This window comes from Pseudomonas koreensis, assembly GCF_012986595.1.
GTDB lineage: Bacteria > Pseudomonadota > Gammaproteobacteria > Pseudomonadales > Pseudomonadaceae > Aquipseudomonas > Aquipseudomonas koreensis.
Genome location: NZ_JAAQYM010000002.1, coordinates 647,567 through 661,883, shown reverse-complemented (window position 1 = coordinate 661,883; position 14,317 = coordinate 647,567). Strand labels below are relative to the sequence as shown.

The following is a 14,317-nucleotide window of genomic DNA, read 5'->3' as shown; positions in this document are numbered from 1 at the left end:
GTCGATTGCCTTGGACGAAATAAGGGAGAGTGGGCCGGGGCGCGGGCTCTAAATGGGCAGGAGCCCGCGCCGACTGTTTCAAGAAGTTCTTGGTTTGCCGTCAATGGCCGGTTCTGCATCCTTTGTAGCAGGTGTGGCGCCGGTCAGGTGACGGGCGATGAGCCCGCGATACCCGGCAGCGCCGAGGCAGGCACCGACAATCGGTGCAAAAATCGGAATCAGGAAGTACGGAATATCGCGACCGCCAGTGACCGAAATTTCACCCCAGCCAGCGAAGAAAGTCATCAGTTTCGGACCGAAGTCACGGGCCGGGTTCATCGCGAAACCGGTCAGCGGGCCCATCGAGCTGCCGATCACCGCGATCAGCAAACCGATCAGCAGCGGTGCCAGCGGGCCTTTCGGCAGGCCGTTGTTGTCGTCGGTCAGGGACATGATCACGCCCATCAGAATCGCGGTGATGATCACCTCGACCAGGAACGCCTGGGCGGTGGACAGCACCGGGTTCGGGAAGGTCGAGAACACCGACGCCAGTTCAAGGCTTGCCGCCGTGCCACGCACCATGTGGTGGGTTTGTTCGTAATCGAAGAACAGATTGCTGTACAGCGTGTAAACCAACAGCGCGCCGCAGAACGCGCCGGCGATCTGCGACAGAATGTAGAACGGCAGTTTGCGCTTTTCGAAGTCAGCGAAAATGCTCAGGGCGATACTCACGGCGGGATTCAGGTGCGCGCCGGAAACGCCGGCGGTCAGGTAGATCGCCATGCTCACGCCGACGCCCCAGATGATGCTGATTTCCCACAGGCCGAAGCTGGCGCCCGCGACCTTGAGCGCGGCGACACAACCGGTGCCGAAAAAGATCAGCAGTGCAGTACCCAGAAACTCGGCCATGCATTGGCTCGATAGCGATGGTTGCTGTAAAGCAGTTGTCATTGAAAACCTCGATTTTTGTTGTTGTCTGGCGCGTTTGCCGACAGGGCAAGGCGCGATTTTCACCGAGGCAGGATCCCCATCCTGTTCCCGGTTTACTGCTGGGTGCTGCGGTGACCATAATTCTTACATTATTCAGATTCGAAAAAATATAGACAAGAAACAAACCTGTCAAAGGTCGAAAGTGAACCGTCGGTCACAATTCAACTATCAGCTTGCTGAATGATCCTGCGGGTGACTGCGGCGATAGTCCGGCGTTTCGCCTGCAAAGCCCGGAAAACGGGGCTTGCGCTAGAGCCTTTTGTCAGGTGATGGCCTAGAATCCGGGGCAGGATTTTTCTGTTGATGCCGAGCCTGGAGCTGCCATGACCCCCGCGTTGGACTTGTTGAAAAAAGTTCGTGCCGAACATCGCGTGCACAGTTACGAACATGATCCCAAGGCGGCCTCCTACGGGCTGGAGGCCGCGGAAAAACTGGCACTGGCGCCGGCGCAGGTGTTCAAGACGCTGCTGGCCGCCAGCGAAAAAGGCGAATTGTTGGTGGCTGTAGTGCCGGTCGTCGGAAGCCTTGACCTCAAGGGCCTGGCACACGCGGCAGGTGTGAAGAAAGTCGAAATGGCTGACCCGGCCGCTGCTCAGCGTTCCACCGGTTACCTGCTGGGCGGCATCAGCCCTTTGGGTCAGAAGAAGCGCCTGCGCACCTTCATTGATCACTCGGCTCAGAGCTTTACGACCATTTATGTCAGTGCCGGCCGCCGTGGTCTGGAAGTCGAACTGGCGCCGGCAGTGCTGGCCGAACATACCCAAGCCAAATTCGCCGACATCGGTCGCGCCTGACGCTGCACGCTGTATGAAGAAAATGGGTCGGTTCTGTCACTGGTGCTCAGCGCCGTGTGGCCGCATGCTCTGCCAACTGACTCAGGGAGAAGGCTATGCAGCTCGAGTTTCATCAGGTCGACGCGTTCAGTGATCGGCCATTCAGTGGCAATCCGGCAATGGTTTATCGACTGGACGCATGGCTCGCGGACGAGTTGATGCAGAAGATCGCCGCCGAGCACAATCTGGCGGAAACCGCCTTCGTGGTGCGCGAAGGCGCGGCGTGGCACATTCGCTGGTTCACCCCGACCACCGAAGTGCCGCTGTGCGGGCATGCGACGCTGGCCAGCGCCTATGTGTTGTTCGAAATCTATAAGGAAAACGCCGAGCGGCTGGACTTCGTCTGCAAGTCCGGGCCGCTGAGCGTCAGTCGCGAGGGTGATCGTCTGTGGCTGGATTTCCCGTCGATCGTGCCGTCAGAGATTGGCGTGACGCTGGATGTCGAGCGCGCGCTGGGCGTCGAGGCGGTGGATGTGCTTGGTTCCAACGAGCTGTTTGTGGTGCTGGAGTCGGAGCAAGCGGTGCTCGACTGCAAACCGGACATGGTCGCGCTGGCGAAACTGCCATGGCTCGGCGCCATCGTGACGGCGCGCGGTCATCAGCATGATTTCGTCTCGCGCTATTTCGCCCCGGCGATTGGCATCAATGAAGACCCGGTCACCGGTTCTACGCATTGCAGCCTGATTCCGTATTGGTCGAAACGTCTGGGCAAATCCAGTTTGACTGCGTGCCAGCGTTCGGCGCGGGGCGGGGAGTTGTTCTGCCGGATGGAAGGTGAGCGGGTGAAGATTGGCGGGAATGCCACGCTGGTTGCGAGCGGTAGGTTGCTGCTGGCTTAAAGTCAAAACATCGCAGCCTGCGGCAGCTCCTACATTGATCCCTGTAGGAGCTGCCGCAGGCTGCGATCTTTTGATCTTAGAGGGCGGTGCTGAAGCGGCGGACGCCGTTTTCCACCGCCGGGATTTGCGCAGCGGTGCTGCCCGAAGCCTGGAACAGGACGAGGTGTTCAGCGGCAACGCGAATTCCCACCTCCGCCCCCACCTGATGATCAGCATGACTGGGGAAGATCGATTCCAGCTGCGCACCCGTCGGCAACTGCAGGCGATACAGGGTTGACGCGCCAAGGAAGGTCTTGCCGACGATCCGGGCTTTCAACGCGCTGTCTGGCGCATAAACGATGTCATCCGGACGCAGCAACACGTCCACCGCACCGCCCACCGGCCAGGTGTAGGCCCGGTTGCCGCGCAGTTCGCCGAGTTCGGTCTGCACCGATTCCGGGCTGCCGAGCTGGCCGCGAATGAAATAGCCCTGACCAATAAAACTGGCGACAAATGGCGTCGCCGGCTCGTGGTAGAGGTTGTAGGGCGTGTCCCACTGCTCCAGCCGGCCTTCCTTGAACACGCCAACGTGATCACTCACGGCGAAGGCTTCTTCCTGATCGTGGGTCACCAGAATCGCACTGGTGCCACGGGCCTTGAGGATGTCCCGCACTTCGTGGCTGAGCTTGCGGCGCAACTCGCCGTCGAGGTTGGAGAACGGCTCGTCGAGCAGCAGCAATTGCGGCTCCGGTGCCAAAGCGCGGGCGAGGGCGACACGCTGTTGCTGGCCGCCGGACAACTCGTGCGGGAAACGCTTGCCGAGGTTCTTCAAGTTGACCAGTTCCAGCAGTTCTTCGGTAACGCGCTCCTTGTTCGGGTGCTTGCGGATACCGAAGGCGATGTTGTCCGCGACGCTCATGTGCGGGAACAGCGCGTAATCCTGGAACACCATGCCGATCCGGCGTTTCTCCGGGGCCAGGGTGAAGCCGGCGCTGGAAATGGTCTCGCCGCCGAGGGTGATTTCCCCTTCGTGCACCGGTTCGAAACCGGCAATGGCGCGCAGGGTGGTGGTCTTGCCGCAGCCGGAAGAACCGAGCAGGCAGCCGATGTCACCGGCGTTGAGGTGCAGATTGAGGTTCTGCACCACACGTTGATCTTGGTAGCCGCAAGCGAGGTTGCGCAGGTTCAGCAGTAATTCATGGCTCATGCGTGGTGATATGCCGGTTCGACGAGGAACTCGAGCAGGGCCTTCTGTGCGTGGAGACGGTTTTCTGCCTGATCCCAAGCGACGGAGCGCGGGTCATCGAGCAGGTCGAGGCTGATTTCTTCGCCGCGGTGGGCAGGCAGGCAATGCATGAACAGCACGTCTTCGGCCGCCAGGTCGAGCAGGGCGCGATTCACCTGGAATGGCGCGAACAGCTTCAGACGCTTGGCGGTCTCTTCTTCCTGGCCCATCGAGGTCCAGACGTCGGTGCTGACCAGATGCGCGCCGCGCACAGCGTCCTGCGGATCGCGGACGATGGTCACACGATCACCGGCCTTGGCCACGAATTCAGGATTCGGCTCGTAACCTTCCGGGCAGGCAACGCGCAACTGGAAGTCGAACTGGATCGCCGCTTCTATATAGCTGTTGCACATGTTGTTGCCGTCGCCGATCCAGGCCACGGTCTTGCCCTGGATCGAGCCACGGTGCTCAAGGAAGGTTTGCATGTCGGCCAGCAACTGGCACGGGTGCAGGTCATCGGACAGGCCGTTGATCACGGGCACGCGCGAGTTGGCGGCGAATTCGGTCAGGGTGCTGTGGGCAAAGGTACGGATCATCACCGCATCGAGCATGCTCGACATGACAATGGCGCAGTCGCCGATCGGCTCGCCACGACCCAGCTGGGTGTCACGCGGCGACAGGAAGATTGCCTGGCCACCGAGCTGGATCATGCCGGCCTCGAAAGAGATCCGGGTACGGGTCGAGGATTTCTCGAAGATCATCCCCAGGACGCGGTTTTTCAGAGGCTCGAACAGTACGCCGCGGTTACGCAGGTCCTTGAGCTCAACGCCTCGACGGATCACGCTGACCAGCTCTTCGGGCGTGCAATCCATCAGGGAGAGAAAGTGCCTTGCGCTCATCATTGACTACCTTTTTGCTACAAACCGCAGATGCTCAAAGCCTTGTTTAACGGAACAACGGGCGAGACCTGCGGCGTAAGCCGCACGGGGCGACGAAATAGGGGGAGGCGCGATATTGACACTAAATGTCGCGTTTTTCCAATAGGCTACGGTTTTTGCAGAATTCGCAGAGCGAACCGCCGGTGGCAGTCACGCAGTTGAAGCCGGGTTCAGGACAGCAGCGAGCCTCTTTGTACACTGGCCCCGGCGGGCTTGGCAATCCGGCGTGGCGGGCAGAGTGGCACTCGGGTCGCTTCGAGACTGTGCAGTTGTGGTTTCGCTTGGTCGGATACGCAGGCTGAAACATTTGCTAAAGCAAAGTGCTGGGTTATAAATAAGTTTCGAGCGACGCAGGAAGCCTCCGCATGGAATCGAAAGAAAAACTGTTAATGGAATTGCTGGGCCACACGGCTCGCTCACTGACTCATCTCACCGCGTCGGTGACTTCGATGTCCTTCGAGTTGCTGCGTAGCGAAGACGACGTGGTCAAGACCGCCGGCCGCCACATGATCGATCGCATGGCTACCATCAGTGCCGGACTCGACGAACACTGGCGACTGATCGGCGAACTCACCGGCGTGCACGTCGCCCACGAGCAGATCGAAACCATTCAGGAAATCCAGCTGCAGCCACCGCCGCAGTTGCCGTCCAATTGAACGTGGCGGGCTATCGGCTCGCCTGATAACCGTCGATTCACAAGACGAACGTCGCTGGCATCGTTCCCGGGCACGGGCCATAGTTTTGTTCCCGCAGGCATCACCGTTGCCTGCCCAGAACAAGACAGAGACTGGCCATGACCAAGACTCTCCACCACCGTGCCTGCCACCTGTGCGAAGCCATCTGCGGCCTGACCATCGAAACCACTGAAACCGATGGCAATGTCGCGATCACCTCGATCAAGGGCGACGCCCTCGATACGTTCAGCCGTGGACACATCTGTCCCAAGGCCGTGGCCCTGCAAGACATCCAGAATGATCCCGACCGCCTGCGCCAGCCGATGCGCCGGGTTGGCAGTGAATGGCTGCCGATCGCGTGGGACGAGGCCTTTGCGCTGGTGGCCGAGCGTCTGGCGGCGATTCAGGAGCGTCACGGGCAGAACGCGGTGGCGGTCTATCAGGGCAACCCGAGCGTGCACAATTACGGGCTGATGACCCACAGCAACTACTTCCTCGGCCTGTTGAAAACGCGCAACCGCTATTCCGCGACCTCGGTCGATCAGTTGCCCCATCACTTGAGCAGTTACCTGATGTACGGCCACGGCTTGTTACTGCCGATCCCGGACATCGATCACACCGATTTCATGCTGATTCTGGGCGGTAACCCGCTGGCGTCCAACGGCAGCATCATGACCGTGCCCGATGTCGAGAAACGCCTGAAGGCGATTCAGGCGCGCGGCGGCAAAGTGGTGGTGGTCGATCCACGGCGCAGCGAAACCGCGGCCATCGCCGATCAGCACTTGTTCGTACGCCCGGGCGGCGACGCGGCGCTGCTGTTCGGATTGCTCAATACGCTGTTCAGTGAAGGCCTGACGCGTGGCAGTCACTTGCCGGTCGAAGGCCTCGATGAGGTGCGCGCGGCGGTGGCGACGTTTACCGCCGAGGCCATGAGTCCATTGTGCGCCGTGCCAGCCGAGCAGATTCGCCAACTGGCGCGGGATTTCGCCGCAGCGCCGAGCGCGGTGTGCTACGGACGCATGGGTGTTTCCACCCAGGCATTCGGCACCTTGTGCCACTGGCTGGTGCAGTTGATCAACCTGGTCACCGGCAACCTTGATCGGGTAGGCGGTGCGTTGTGCACCGAGCCGGCGGTGGATCTGGTGGCATCGACCTCGGGCGGGCATTTCAACAAGTGGCAGAGCCGGGTGTCCGGGCGCCCCGAGTACGGCGGCGAGCTGCCGGTGTCGGCGCTGGCCGAGGAGATGCTCACCGAAGGCGAAGGGCAGATTCGCGCATTGATCACCGTGGCCGGTAACCCTGTGCTGTCGACGCCGAACGGACGGCAACTGGAGCAAGCGCTGGACGGGCTGGAATTCATGGTCAGCATCGACCTGTACATCAACGAGACTACGCGTTACGCCGACCTGATCCTGCCGTCGACCTCGGCACTGGAAAACGATCACTACGACACCACATTCAATCTGTTCGCGGTGCGCAACGTCACCCGCTTCAATCGGGCGATACTCGCCAAGCCCGAAGGCGCGTTGCACGACTGGGAGATCTTCGTCGGCCTGGCCAAGGCCTTTGCCGAAAAGACCGGCAAGGAACTGAAACCGACGATGCCGCCCTCGAAGATGATCGACATGGGCCTGCGCATGGGCCTGTACGGGGATGCGTCCGAGCAGAAACTCTCGTTGGCGACGCTGTTCGATCATCCGCATGGCATTGATCTGGGCGCGTTGAAGCCCAATCTGGCATCGCGCCTGAAAACGCCGAATCAGCATGTGCAGGCCGCGCCGCCAGAGATTCTCGCGGACCTCGCACGCTTTGCGGCACTGCAGGCGCCCGCCGCCGATGAGCTGTTGATGATTGGCCGCCGACATGTGCGCAGCAACAATTCCTGGATGCACAACTACCATCGACTGGTGAAGGGCAAGCCACGGCATCAGTTGCTGATGCACCCGGATGACCTCGCCAGTCGCGGGCTCAGCGATGGGCAACGGGTGCGCGTCAGTTCGCGGGTCGGGCAGATTGAAGTCGAGGTGCTTGGCAGTCTGGACATGATGAAGGGCGTGGTCAGCCTGCCACACGGTTGGGGGCATGCGCGGCCGGGGGTGCAGATGACGATTGCCAGCGGCCAGCCGGGGTCGAGTGCCAACGACCTGACCGATGAATGCCAGCTCGACGAGTTGTCGGGCAATGCGGCGCTCAATGGCGTACCGGTGACGGTGGCGGCGGCTTGAGCATGTCTGTCGGGGAGACCGAGCAGCGCGCTCGGGATTCCGTTACAATGCGCCACCGTGCCGACCCATGAGTCGGAAAGTTCAGCCGAGGTGCTCCATGGATATCATCGAAACGATTAAAGAGCAGATTGCCAACAACACCATTCTGCTTTACATGAAAGGCTCGCCGAATGCCCCGCAGTGTGGCTTCTCCGCGAAAGCTGCGCAGGCTGTGATGGCGTGTGGCGAAAAGTTTGCGTACGTGGACATCCTGCAGAACCCGGAAATCCGCGCCAACCTGCCGAAGTACGCCAACTGGCCGACTTTCCCGCAACTGTGGGTCGGCGGTGAGCTGGTCGGCGGCAGCGATATCATGACCGAGATGGCTGCAGACGGTTCGCTGCAAAGCACCATCAAGGCGGCTGTCGAAGCGGCTGCTGCGAACAAGTCCGAAGCCTGATCCCGGCTTTGGGGGCGGGCTTGCTCGCTCCCACAGGGATTTCAGCCTTGATTGAAATCCGGGCAATAAAAAGCCCCGCGCCTCGAAAGAGGGCGGGGCTTTTTAGTGTCTCGGGTTTAGCGGGCGCTAACTTACTCTTCGCCCATCTGCGATTGCAGATAGTTTTCAAGACCGACTTTATCGATCAGGCCCAGTTGGGTTTCCAGCCAGTCGATATGTTCTTCTTCGGATTCAAGAATGTCTTCGAGCAGTTCACGGCTGCCGAAATCGCCCACCGATTCGCAATGCGCGATGGCGGCTTTCAGGTCAGCGTGACCGGTTTTCTCGATGCGCAGGTCGCATTCCAGCATTTCCCGCGTGTGCTCGCCGATGTGCAGCTTGCCCAGGTCCTGCACGTTCGGCAGGCCTTCGAGGAACAGGATGCGCTTGATCAGCTTGTCCGCGTGTTTCATCTCGTCGATGGACTCGTGGTACTCGTGCTTGCCCAGCTTGTTCAGGCCCCAATCTTCATACATGCGTGCATGCAGGAAGTACTGATTGATCGCGACCAGTTCATTGGCAAGGATCTTGTTGAGATGCTGGATGACTGTAATGTCGCCTTTCATGATGGGAGTCCTGCCCTGTAATAGCTGTATATAAGGCGGAGTTTGAGCTTGGTACTTATAAGTGTCAAACCTAAGTTATTGAATAATAAATGAAATTAAATCTGAATAAGAATGTTTGTGTTCCGCGTCTAGCGCCTAAGCTCTTGATTTGCAGGCATAAAAAAACCGGACATATGTCCGGTTTTTTGAAATAGGGGGGGATTACGCCGCTGTAAATTCTACAGGGTAGGGGATCGCAGCCTGAGCGGTTTGCAGCTTGGTCAGGGTTTCGCGAACCACTTCCTTGGCAAGGCACGCACATTTGCCGCATTGGCTGGCGACGCCGGTGGCCTGGCGGACTTCTTTATAGCTGCAGCAACCTTCATAGATCGCTTCGCGGATCTGTCCGTCGGTGACGCCAGTGCAGAGACAAACATACATAAGTGAGAACCGTCGCTGGTTGTGACTCAATTGCGATGGATCTTAATGTTAACGAGAATGATTGTCAAAGTGCTTTCTGAATGGTTTTCGATCGAAATGCGGGTCACTGACGAACGGTGGTTAATGGCGATTTGCCTGGCCCCGAAAATGCCGGTCCGTTATCCGCCTTGGGCAAAAACCGTTAAGGACAGGCGAAAAACGCAGTGTATGATGGTCGGCCCTTGCGAAGAGGGTTCGTGTCACAGGGCTGTCGTCTGAGGGTGGCAGGCTGGCCCGGACCCTGAACTTCAAGTTATTCACCAGGAGATATCCATGAGCGTACTCGTAGGCAAACAAGCCCCTGACTTCACCGTTCCGGCCGTACTCGGCAATGGCGAGATCGTTGACAGCTTCACCCTGTCCTCGGCCATCAAAGGCAAATACGGCCTGGTGTTCTTCTACCCACTGGACTTCACCTTCGTCTGCCCGTCCGAGCTGATCGCTCTGGACAACCGCATGGCCGATTTCAAGGCACGTAATGTGGAAGTGGTCGCTGTGTCGATCGACTCGCACTTCACCCACAACGCCTGGCGCAACACCCCGGTCAACAACGGCGGCATCGGCCAGGTGAAATACACCATGGCTGCCGACATGAAGCACGAAATCGCCAAGGCCTACGACGTTGAGTCCGAAGGCGGCGTGGCTTTCCGTGGCGCGTTCCTGATCGACGACAAGGGTGTTGTCCGCTCGCAGATCATCAACGACCTGCCGCTGGGCCGTAACATGGAAGAGCTGATCCGTCTGGTTGACGCTCTGCAATTCCACGAAGAGCACGGCGAAGTCTGCCCTGCCAACTGGAAAAAAGGCGACAAAGGCATGAACGCTTCGCCAGAAGGCGTTGCGGCTTACCTGACCGAGAACGCTGCTGCCCTGTAAGGCGCAACGTCGAGGTACAAAAAAACCGGCCCACGTGGCCGGTTTTTTCATGTGCAGGATTGACCCGACGAGGATCAGTCGTCGAAGTCTTCCCAGCCGCCCATCTGCTTCCAGCGATTGACGATGCCGCAGAACAGCTCGGCAGTCTTCTCGGTGTCGTAACGCGCCGAGTGCGCTTCACGGCCATCGAAGTCGATGTCGGCTGCCTGACAGGCTTTGGCCAGTACGGTTTGACCGTAAGCCAGGCCCGCCAGCGTCGCGGTGTCGAAGCTGGAGAACGGATGAAACGGGTTGCGTTTCATGTCCAGGCGCGCCACGGCAGCATTCAGGAAGCCGAGGTCGAAGCTGCTGTTGTGGCCGACCAGGATCGCCCGTTTGCAGCCGTTGGCCTTCAGCGCCTTGCGCACGCCGCGGAAGATGTCGGTCAGCGCGGTTTCTTCGCTGACGGCCATGCGCAGCGGGTGATCGAGCTTGATCCCGGTGAACTCCAGCGCCGCCGCTTCGATGTTGGCGCCTTCGAACGGCTCAACGCGGAAGAAGTAGGTGTGGTCCGGGTAAACGAAACCCTTTTCATCCATGGCGATGGTGGTCGCGGCAATCTCCAGCAGAGCGTCGGTGGCCGAATTGAAGCCACCGGTCTCTACGTCGACGACAACCGGCAGGTAACCGCGAAAACGCGCTGCCATTGGATGACGGGAACCGCCGCCGCCACCTTGACCGTCCAGTTCGTCGTCGAAATGGTCTTCACTCACGCGTGTTCCTCCAGCAGGCGCCAGCGCAGTTTTTCACCGGCGCGCAGCGGGATAACGTTCAGCTCGCCGAATGGCAGGCTGGTCGGGGCGGTCCATTCTTCGCGAACCAGGGTGATGCGATCGGTGTTGGCCGGCAGACCGTAGAAGCGCGGGCCGTTGAGGCTGGCAAACGCCTCGAGCTTGTCCAGCGCGTTGCGCTGTTCGAAGGCTTCGGCATACAGCTCGATGGCGGCGTACGCGGTGTAGCAGCCGGCGCAGCCGCAGGCGGCTTCCTTGGCGTGCTGGGCGTGCGGCGCCGAGTCGGTGCCGAGGAAGAACTTCGCGCTGCCGCTGGTGGCGGCGTCGAGCAGGGCTTCCTGATGGGTATTACGCTTGAGGATCGGCAGGCAATAGAAGTGCGGCCGGATCCCGCCCACCAGCATGTGGTTGCGGTTGTACAGCAGGTGATGCGCGGTGATGGTTGCGCCGACGTTGGCCGAAGCCTCGTTGACGAACTGCACGGCGTCGCCGGTGGTGATGTGTTCGAACACCACTTTGAGCGTCGGGAAACGCTCGACCACACGGCGCATGTGCTCATCGATGAAAATCTTTTCGCGGTCGAAGACATCGACATCGCCACGGGTGACTTCGCCGTGGATCAGCAGCGGCATGCCGACTTCGGCCATGGCTTCCAGCGCCGGGAAGATCTTGTCGATGCTGGTCACTCCGGAATCGGAGTTGGTGGTGGCGCCGGCCGGGTACAGCTTGGCGGCGTGCACGAAACCGCTGGCCTTGGCCTCACGAATTTCTTCGGGCTGGGTGCGGTCGGTGAGGTACAGCACCATCAGCGGTTCGAAGCGACTGCCGGCCGGGCGGGCAGCGAGAATCCGCTGGCGATAGCCGTCGGCTTCGGCGGCGTTGCGCACCGGTGGTACCAGGTTGGGCATGATGATGGCGCGGCCAAAGGTGCGCGCAACATCGGCAACGGTATTGGTCAACACGGCACCATCGCGAAGATGAATGTGCCAGTCGTCGGGACGCAGCAGGGTCAGGCGGTCGGACATGAGGGGATTCCAGGCGGGTCAAACTGAGGGGAATGCTACCGGAAAAGACTCTTGCAGGCACTCGCTATCAAGTTTTGCGGGAACCTTCCGATATCCCGTAGGTATGCCGTAAACATAGTGTGAATCGGTCTTTGTGTTACAGAAGCCAATGGAGCCTCCCGTGCGCCAGCGATATTTAGCCTTGCTCAGTGTGTTTGCCAGCCTCCCCGCGATGGCGCTCACCTACCAGACACGTCTGGAGAACATTGAGTGGACGGTCGAGGGCGACAAGTTCGAGTGCCGCCTGACCCAGCCGATCACCGATTTCGGCTCGGGCCAGTTCGTGCGCAAGGCTGGCGAGCAGGCGATTTTTCGTCTGAACGCCTACAACGCCATGCTCGGCGGCGGTTCGGCGACCCTGCTGGCGGCGGCCGCGCCGTGGCAGCCGGGGCGCAACGACATCTACCTGGGCAGCGTCAGGATCGGCACCGGCAACGTGCTGTTCAACAGTTCGCAATCGCAGGCCGGTGGGCTGATCAGCGGTCTGCTCGACGGTCGCAGCCCGGTGGTACGCCGTGCATCCGGCGATGGCCGGGTGTCTGAAGTGCGCTTGCTGCCGGTCAAGTTCAGCAAGGCTTTCAACGAATACCAGACTTGTGTGGCGAAGTTGCTGCCGCAGAATTTCGATCAGGTGAAACAGTCGCAGGTCGGCTTCCCGGGCGAAGGCACCGATCTGGACGCCGCCGCCAAGGCCAGGCTGCAAGTGATGCTCGAGTACATGAAGGCCGATCCGACGGTCAATCACATCGAACTCGATGGCTACTCCGACAACAGCGGCAATCGTCTGACCAACCGTGAACTGTCGCGCCGTCGCGCGCTGGCCGTGGTCGACTTCTTCAAGGCCAATGGCATCGCCGAGTCGCAGATCACCGTGCGCTTCCATGGTGAGCAATATCCACTGGTGCCGAACAGCAACGCGGCCAACCGGGCGAAGAACCGCCGGGTCAGCGTGAAACTGGCGCGGGTGGCGCCGACCACCGCGCCAGCGCCGCAGGCCAGTACGCCAGCCAGCACTGCGGCGACTTCCTGACTCGCCGGTCATCGTCGCGCTCTCGACAGATTCTGTCGCTTTGTCGTCTTAAGCTGTCGCGCCTCTGTAAATTATCGCATTTGAGCGGTAGACTCCTCGGCTTTCCGTAGAACCCCGTGGAGTGATGGCATGGCGGACGTAAACAAGGTCGTTCTGGCGTATTCCGGCGGCCTGGACACTTCGGTGATCCTCAAGTGGCTGCAGGATACTTATAACTGTGAAGTGGTGACCTTCACCGCTGATCTCGGTCAAGGCGAAGAGGTCGAGCCGGCCCGCGCCAAGGCTCAGGCCATGGGCGTCAAAGAAATCTACATCGATGACCTGCGCGAAGAATTCGTGCGCGATTTCGTGTTCCCGATGTTCCGCGCCAACACCGTTTACGAAGGCGAGTACCTGCTGGGTACTTCCATCGCACGTCCGCTGATCGCCAAACGCCTGATCGAAATCGCCAACGAAACCGGCGCTGACGCCATTTCCCATGGCGCCACCGGCAAGGGCAACGACCAGGTGCGTTTCGAACTGGGTGCCTATGCACTCAAGCCGGGCGTAAAAGTGATTGCGCCATGGCGCGAGTGGGACCTGCTGTCCCGCGAGAAGCTGATGGACTACGCCGAGAAGCACGCGATCCCGATCGAGCGTCACGGCAAGAAAAAATCCCCGTACTCGATGGATGCCAACCTGCTGCACATCTCCTATGAAGGCGGCGTGCTGGAAGACACCTGGACCGAGCACGAAGAAGACATGTGGCGTTGGACCGTCTCCCCGGAGAACGCGCCTGACAAGCCGCAGTACCTGGAACTGACCTACCGCAACGGCGACATCGTTGCGCTGGACGGCGTCGAAATGACTCCGGCCACCGTACTGGCGACACTGAACCAGATCGGTGGTGCTCACGGTATCGGCCGTCTCGATATCGTTGAAAACCGTTACGTCGGCATGAAGTCCCGTGGCTGCTACGAAACCCCGGGCGGCACGATCATGCTGCGCGCTCACCGCGCCATCGAGTCGATCACCCTGGACCGCGAAGTCGCTCACCTCAAAGACGAGCTGATGCCGAAGTACGCCAGCCTGATCTACACCGGCTACTGGTGGAGCCCGGAGCGTTTGATGCTGCAACAGATGATCGACGCTTCGCAGGTCAACGTGAACGGTGTGGTTCGCCTGAAACTGTACAAGGGCAACGTGATCGTGACCGGCCGCAAGTCCGACGATTCGCTGTTCGATGCCAACATCGCGACCTTCGAAGAAGACGGCGGTGCTTACAACCAGGCGGACGCGGCGGGCTTCATCAAGCTCAACGCGCTGCGCATGCGCATTGCGGCCAACAAGGGTCGCAAGTTGTTCTGATGCTTTCAGGCGCATAAAGAAATGGCGGCACTGTTTTCAAACAGG

The 14,317-nt window shown here is 60.1% G+C and carries 15 protein-coding genes; 8 read left to right on the top strand and 7 right to left on the bottom strand.

Translation table 11 applies throughout. The features are described 5' to 3' along the window. Window positions 1-78: 78 nt before the first annotated feature. Window positions 79-930 carry an MIP/aquaporin family protein gene (locus tag HBN98_RS08220; protein WP_083368037.1) on the bottom strand — a complete coding sequence of 284 codons (852 nt, stop codon included), beginning with the start codon at window positions 928-930 and terminating at the stop codon, window positions 79-81. A 362-nt stretch (window positions 931-1,292) separates the two neighbouring features. On the opposite strand from HBN98_RS08220, the gene ybaK reads away from it, so the two are divergent. Together ybaK and HBN98_RS08210 are read left to right on the top strand one after the other, a co-directional pair. Continuing rightward, on the top strand, window positions 1,293-1,763 hold the full coding sequence (ybaK, locus tag HBN98_RS08215; RefSeq protein ID WP_064589002.1) for a Cys-tRNA(Pro) deacylase: 471 nt from the start codon (window positions 1,293-1,295) through the stop codon (window positions 1,761-1,763). Window positions 1,764-1,858: 95 nt separating this feature from the next. Then, window positions 1,859-2,641 carry a PhzF family phenazine biosynthesis protein gene (locus tag HBN98_RS08210; protein ID WP_083368038.1) on the top strand — a complete coding sequence of 261 codons (783 nt, stop codon included), beginning with the start codon at window positions 1,859-1,861 and terminating at the stop codon, window positions 2,639-2,641. A gap of 76 nt (window positions 2,642-2,717) precedes the next feature. On the opposite strand, the gene HBN98_RS08205 is transcribed toward HBN98_RS08210, so the two are convergent. Together HBN98_RS08205 and argF are read right to left on the bottom strand one after the other, a co-directional pair. Beyond that, window positions 2,718-3,827 (bottom strand): ABC transporter ATP-binding protein, encoded by a 1,110-nt coding sequence (locus HBN98_RS08205; protein WP_083368039.1) that lies wholly within the window; start codon window positions 3,825-3,827, stop codon window positions 2,718-2,720. After that, window positions 3,824-4,744 carry an ornithine carbamoyltransferase gene (gene argF / locus HBN98_RS08200; protein ID WP_045123046.1) on the bottom strand — a complete coding sequence of 307 codons (921 nt, stop codon included), beginning with the start codon at window positions 4,742-4,744 and terminating at the stop codon, window positions 3,824-3,826. Before argF ends, HBN98_RS08205 begins: the two co-directional genes overlap by 4 nt. A gap of 404 nt (window positions 4,745-5,148) precedes the next feature. Between argF and HBN98_RS08195 the strand changes: the two genes are divergently transcribed. From HBN98_RS08195 to grxD, 3 genes are all read left to right on the top strand, one after another. Continuing rightward, window positions 5,149-5,439 (top strand): hypothetical protein, encoded by a 291-nt coding sequence (locus HBN98_RS08195; RefSeq protein WP_064588999.1) that lies wholly within the window; start codon window positions 5,149-5,151, stop codon window positions 5,437-5,439. 137 nt (window positions 5,440-5,576) lie between these two features. Beyond that, entirely contained in the window at window positions 5,577-7,682 is a 2,106-nt protein-coding gene (locus HBN98_RS08190; protein ID WP_083368040.1) for a molybdopterin oxidoreductase family protein, read from the top strand. A 97-nt stretch (window positions 7,683-7,779) separates the two neighbouring features. Beyond that, on the top strand, window positions 7,780-8,121 hold the full coding sequence (grxD, locus tag HBN98_RS08185; protein ID WP_016773402.1) for a Grx4 family monothiol glutaredoxin: 342 nt from the start codon (window positions 7,780-7,782) through the stop codon (window positions 8,119-8,121). Window positions 8,122-8,252: 131 nt separating this feature from the next. Here grxD and bfr read toward each other — a convergent pair whose 3' ends face one another. Both bfr and HBN98_RS08175 read right to left on the bottom strand, forming a co-directional pair. Next, a complete protein-coding gene (bfr, locus tag HBN98_RS08180) occupies window positions 8,253-8,726 on the bottom strand; it encodes a bacterioferritin (RefSeq protein ID WP_007963971.1) in 474 nt (157 codons plus the stop codon). Window positions 8,727-8,927: 201 nt separating this feature from the next. Continuing rightward, the gene (locus HBN98_RS08175) at window positions 8,928-9,146 is read right to left on the bottom strand and encodes a bacterioferritin-associated ferredoxin (protein WP_003227725.1); all 219 of its coding nucleotides are present in this window, start codon (window positions 9,144-9,146) and stop codon (window positions 8,928-8,930) included. A gap of 312 nt (window positions 9,147-9,458) precedes the next feature. On the opposite strand from HBN98_RS08175, the gene HBN98_RS08170 reads away from it, so the two are divergent. Further along, entirely contained in the window at window positions 9,459-10,061 is a 603-nt protein-coding gene (locus HBN98_RS08170; RefSeq protein ID WP_007963972.1) for a peroxiredoxin, read from the top strand. 74 nt (window positions 10,062-10,135) lie between these two features. Here the strand turns inward: HBN98_RS08170 and rnt are convergent, their stop codons facing one another. Together rnt and pyrC are read right to left on the bottom strand one after the other, a co-directional pair. After that, a complete protein-coding gene (gene rnt, locus HBN98_RS08165; RefSeq protein WP_003227721.1) occupies window positions 10,136-10,813 on the bottom strand; it encodes a ribonuclease T in 678 nt (225 codons plus the stop codon). After that, window positions 10,810-11,856 (bottom strand): dihydroorotase, encoded by a 1,047-nt coding sequence (gene pyrC / locus HBN98_RS08160; RefSeq protein WP_047296199.1) that lies wholly within the window; start codon window positions 11,854-11,856, stop codon window positions 10,810-10,812. Before pyrC ends, rnt begins: the two co-directional genes overlap by 4 nt. Before the next feature lie 160 nt (window positions 11,857-12,016). Here pyrC and HBN98_RS08155 point away from each other — a divergent pair, with 160 nt between their 5' ends. Then, window positions 12,017-12,925, top strand: coding sequence for a flagellar protein MotY (locus tag HBN98_RS08155; protein WP_083368041.1), 909 nt, complete (start codon window positions 12,017-12,019; stop codon window positions 12,923-12,925). A 129-nt stretch (window positions 12,926-13,054) separates the two neighbouring features. Further along, window positions 13,055-14,272, top strand: coding sequence for an argininosuccinate synthase (locus tag HBN98_RS08150; RefSeq protein ID WP_025112375.1), 1,218 nt, complete (start codon window positions 13,055-13,057; stop codon window positions 14,270-14,272). Window positions 14,273-14,317 lie beyond the last annotated feature (45 nt).

What these genes read in the sequence shown, in the direction of transcription:
- HBN98_RS08220 (WP_083368037.1), bottom strand. Translation starts at nt 930, where the DNA reads ATGACAACTGCTTTACAGCAACCATCGCTATCGAGCCAATGCATGGCC.
- ybaK (WP_064589002.1), top strand. Translation starts at nt 1,293, where the DNA reads ATGACCCCCGCGTTGGACTTGTTGAAAAAAGTTCGTGCCGAACATCGC.
- HBN98_RS08210 (WP_083368038.1), top strand. Translation starts at nt 1,859, where the DNA reads ATGCAGCTCGAGTTTCATCAGGTCGACGCGTTCAGTGATCGGCCATTC.
- HBN98_RS08205 (WP_083368039.1), bottom strand. Translation starts at nt 3,827, where the DNA reads ATGAGCCATGAATTACTGCTGAACCTGCGCAACCTCGCTTGCGGCTAC.
- argF (WP_045123046.1), bottom strand. Translation starts at nt 4,744, where the DNA reads ATGAGCGCAAGGCACTTTCTCTCCCTGATGGATTGCACGCCCGAAGAG.
- HBN98_RS08195 (WP_064588999.1), top strand. Translation starts at nt 5,149, where the DNA reads ATGGAATCGAAAGAAAAACTGTTAATGGAATTGCTGGGCCACACGGCT.
- HBN98_RS08190 (WP_083368040.1), top strand. Translation starts at nt 5,577, where the DNA reads ATGACCAAGACTCTCCACCACCGTGCCTGCCACCTGTGCGAAGCCATC.
- grxD (WP_016773402.1), top strand. Translation starts at nt 7,780, where the DNA reads ATGGATATCATCGAAACGATTAAAGAGCAGATTGCCAACAACACCATT.
- bfr (WP_007963971.1), bottom strand. Translation starts at nt 8,726, where the DNA reads ATGAAAGGCGACATTACAGTCATCCAGCATCTCAACAAGATCCTTGCC.
- HBN98_RS08175 (WP_003227725.1), bottom strand. Translation starts at nt 9,146, where the DNA reads ATGTATGTTTGTCTCTGCACTGGCGTCACCGACGGACAGATCCGCGAA.
- HBN98_RS08170 (WP_007963972.1), top strand. Translation starts at nt 9,459, where the DNA reads ATGAGCGTACTCGTAGGCAAACAAGCCCCTGACTTCACCGTTCCGGCC.
- pyrC (WP_047296199.1), bottom strand. Translation starts at nt 11,856, where the DNA reads ATGTCCGACCGCCTGACCCTGCTGCGTCCCGACGACTGGCACATTCAT.
- HBN98_RS08150 (WP_025112375.1), top strand. Translation starts at nt 13,055, where the DNA reads ATGGCGGACGTAAACAAGGTCGTTCTGGCGTATTCCGGCGGCCTGGAC.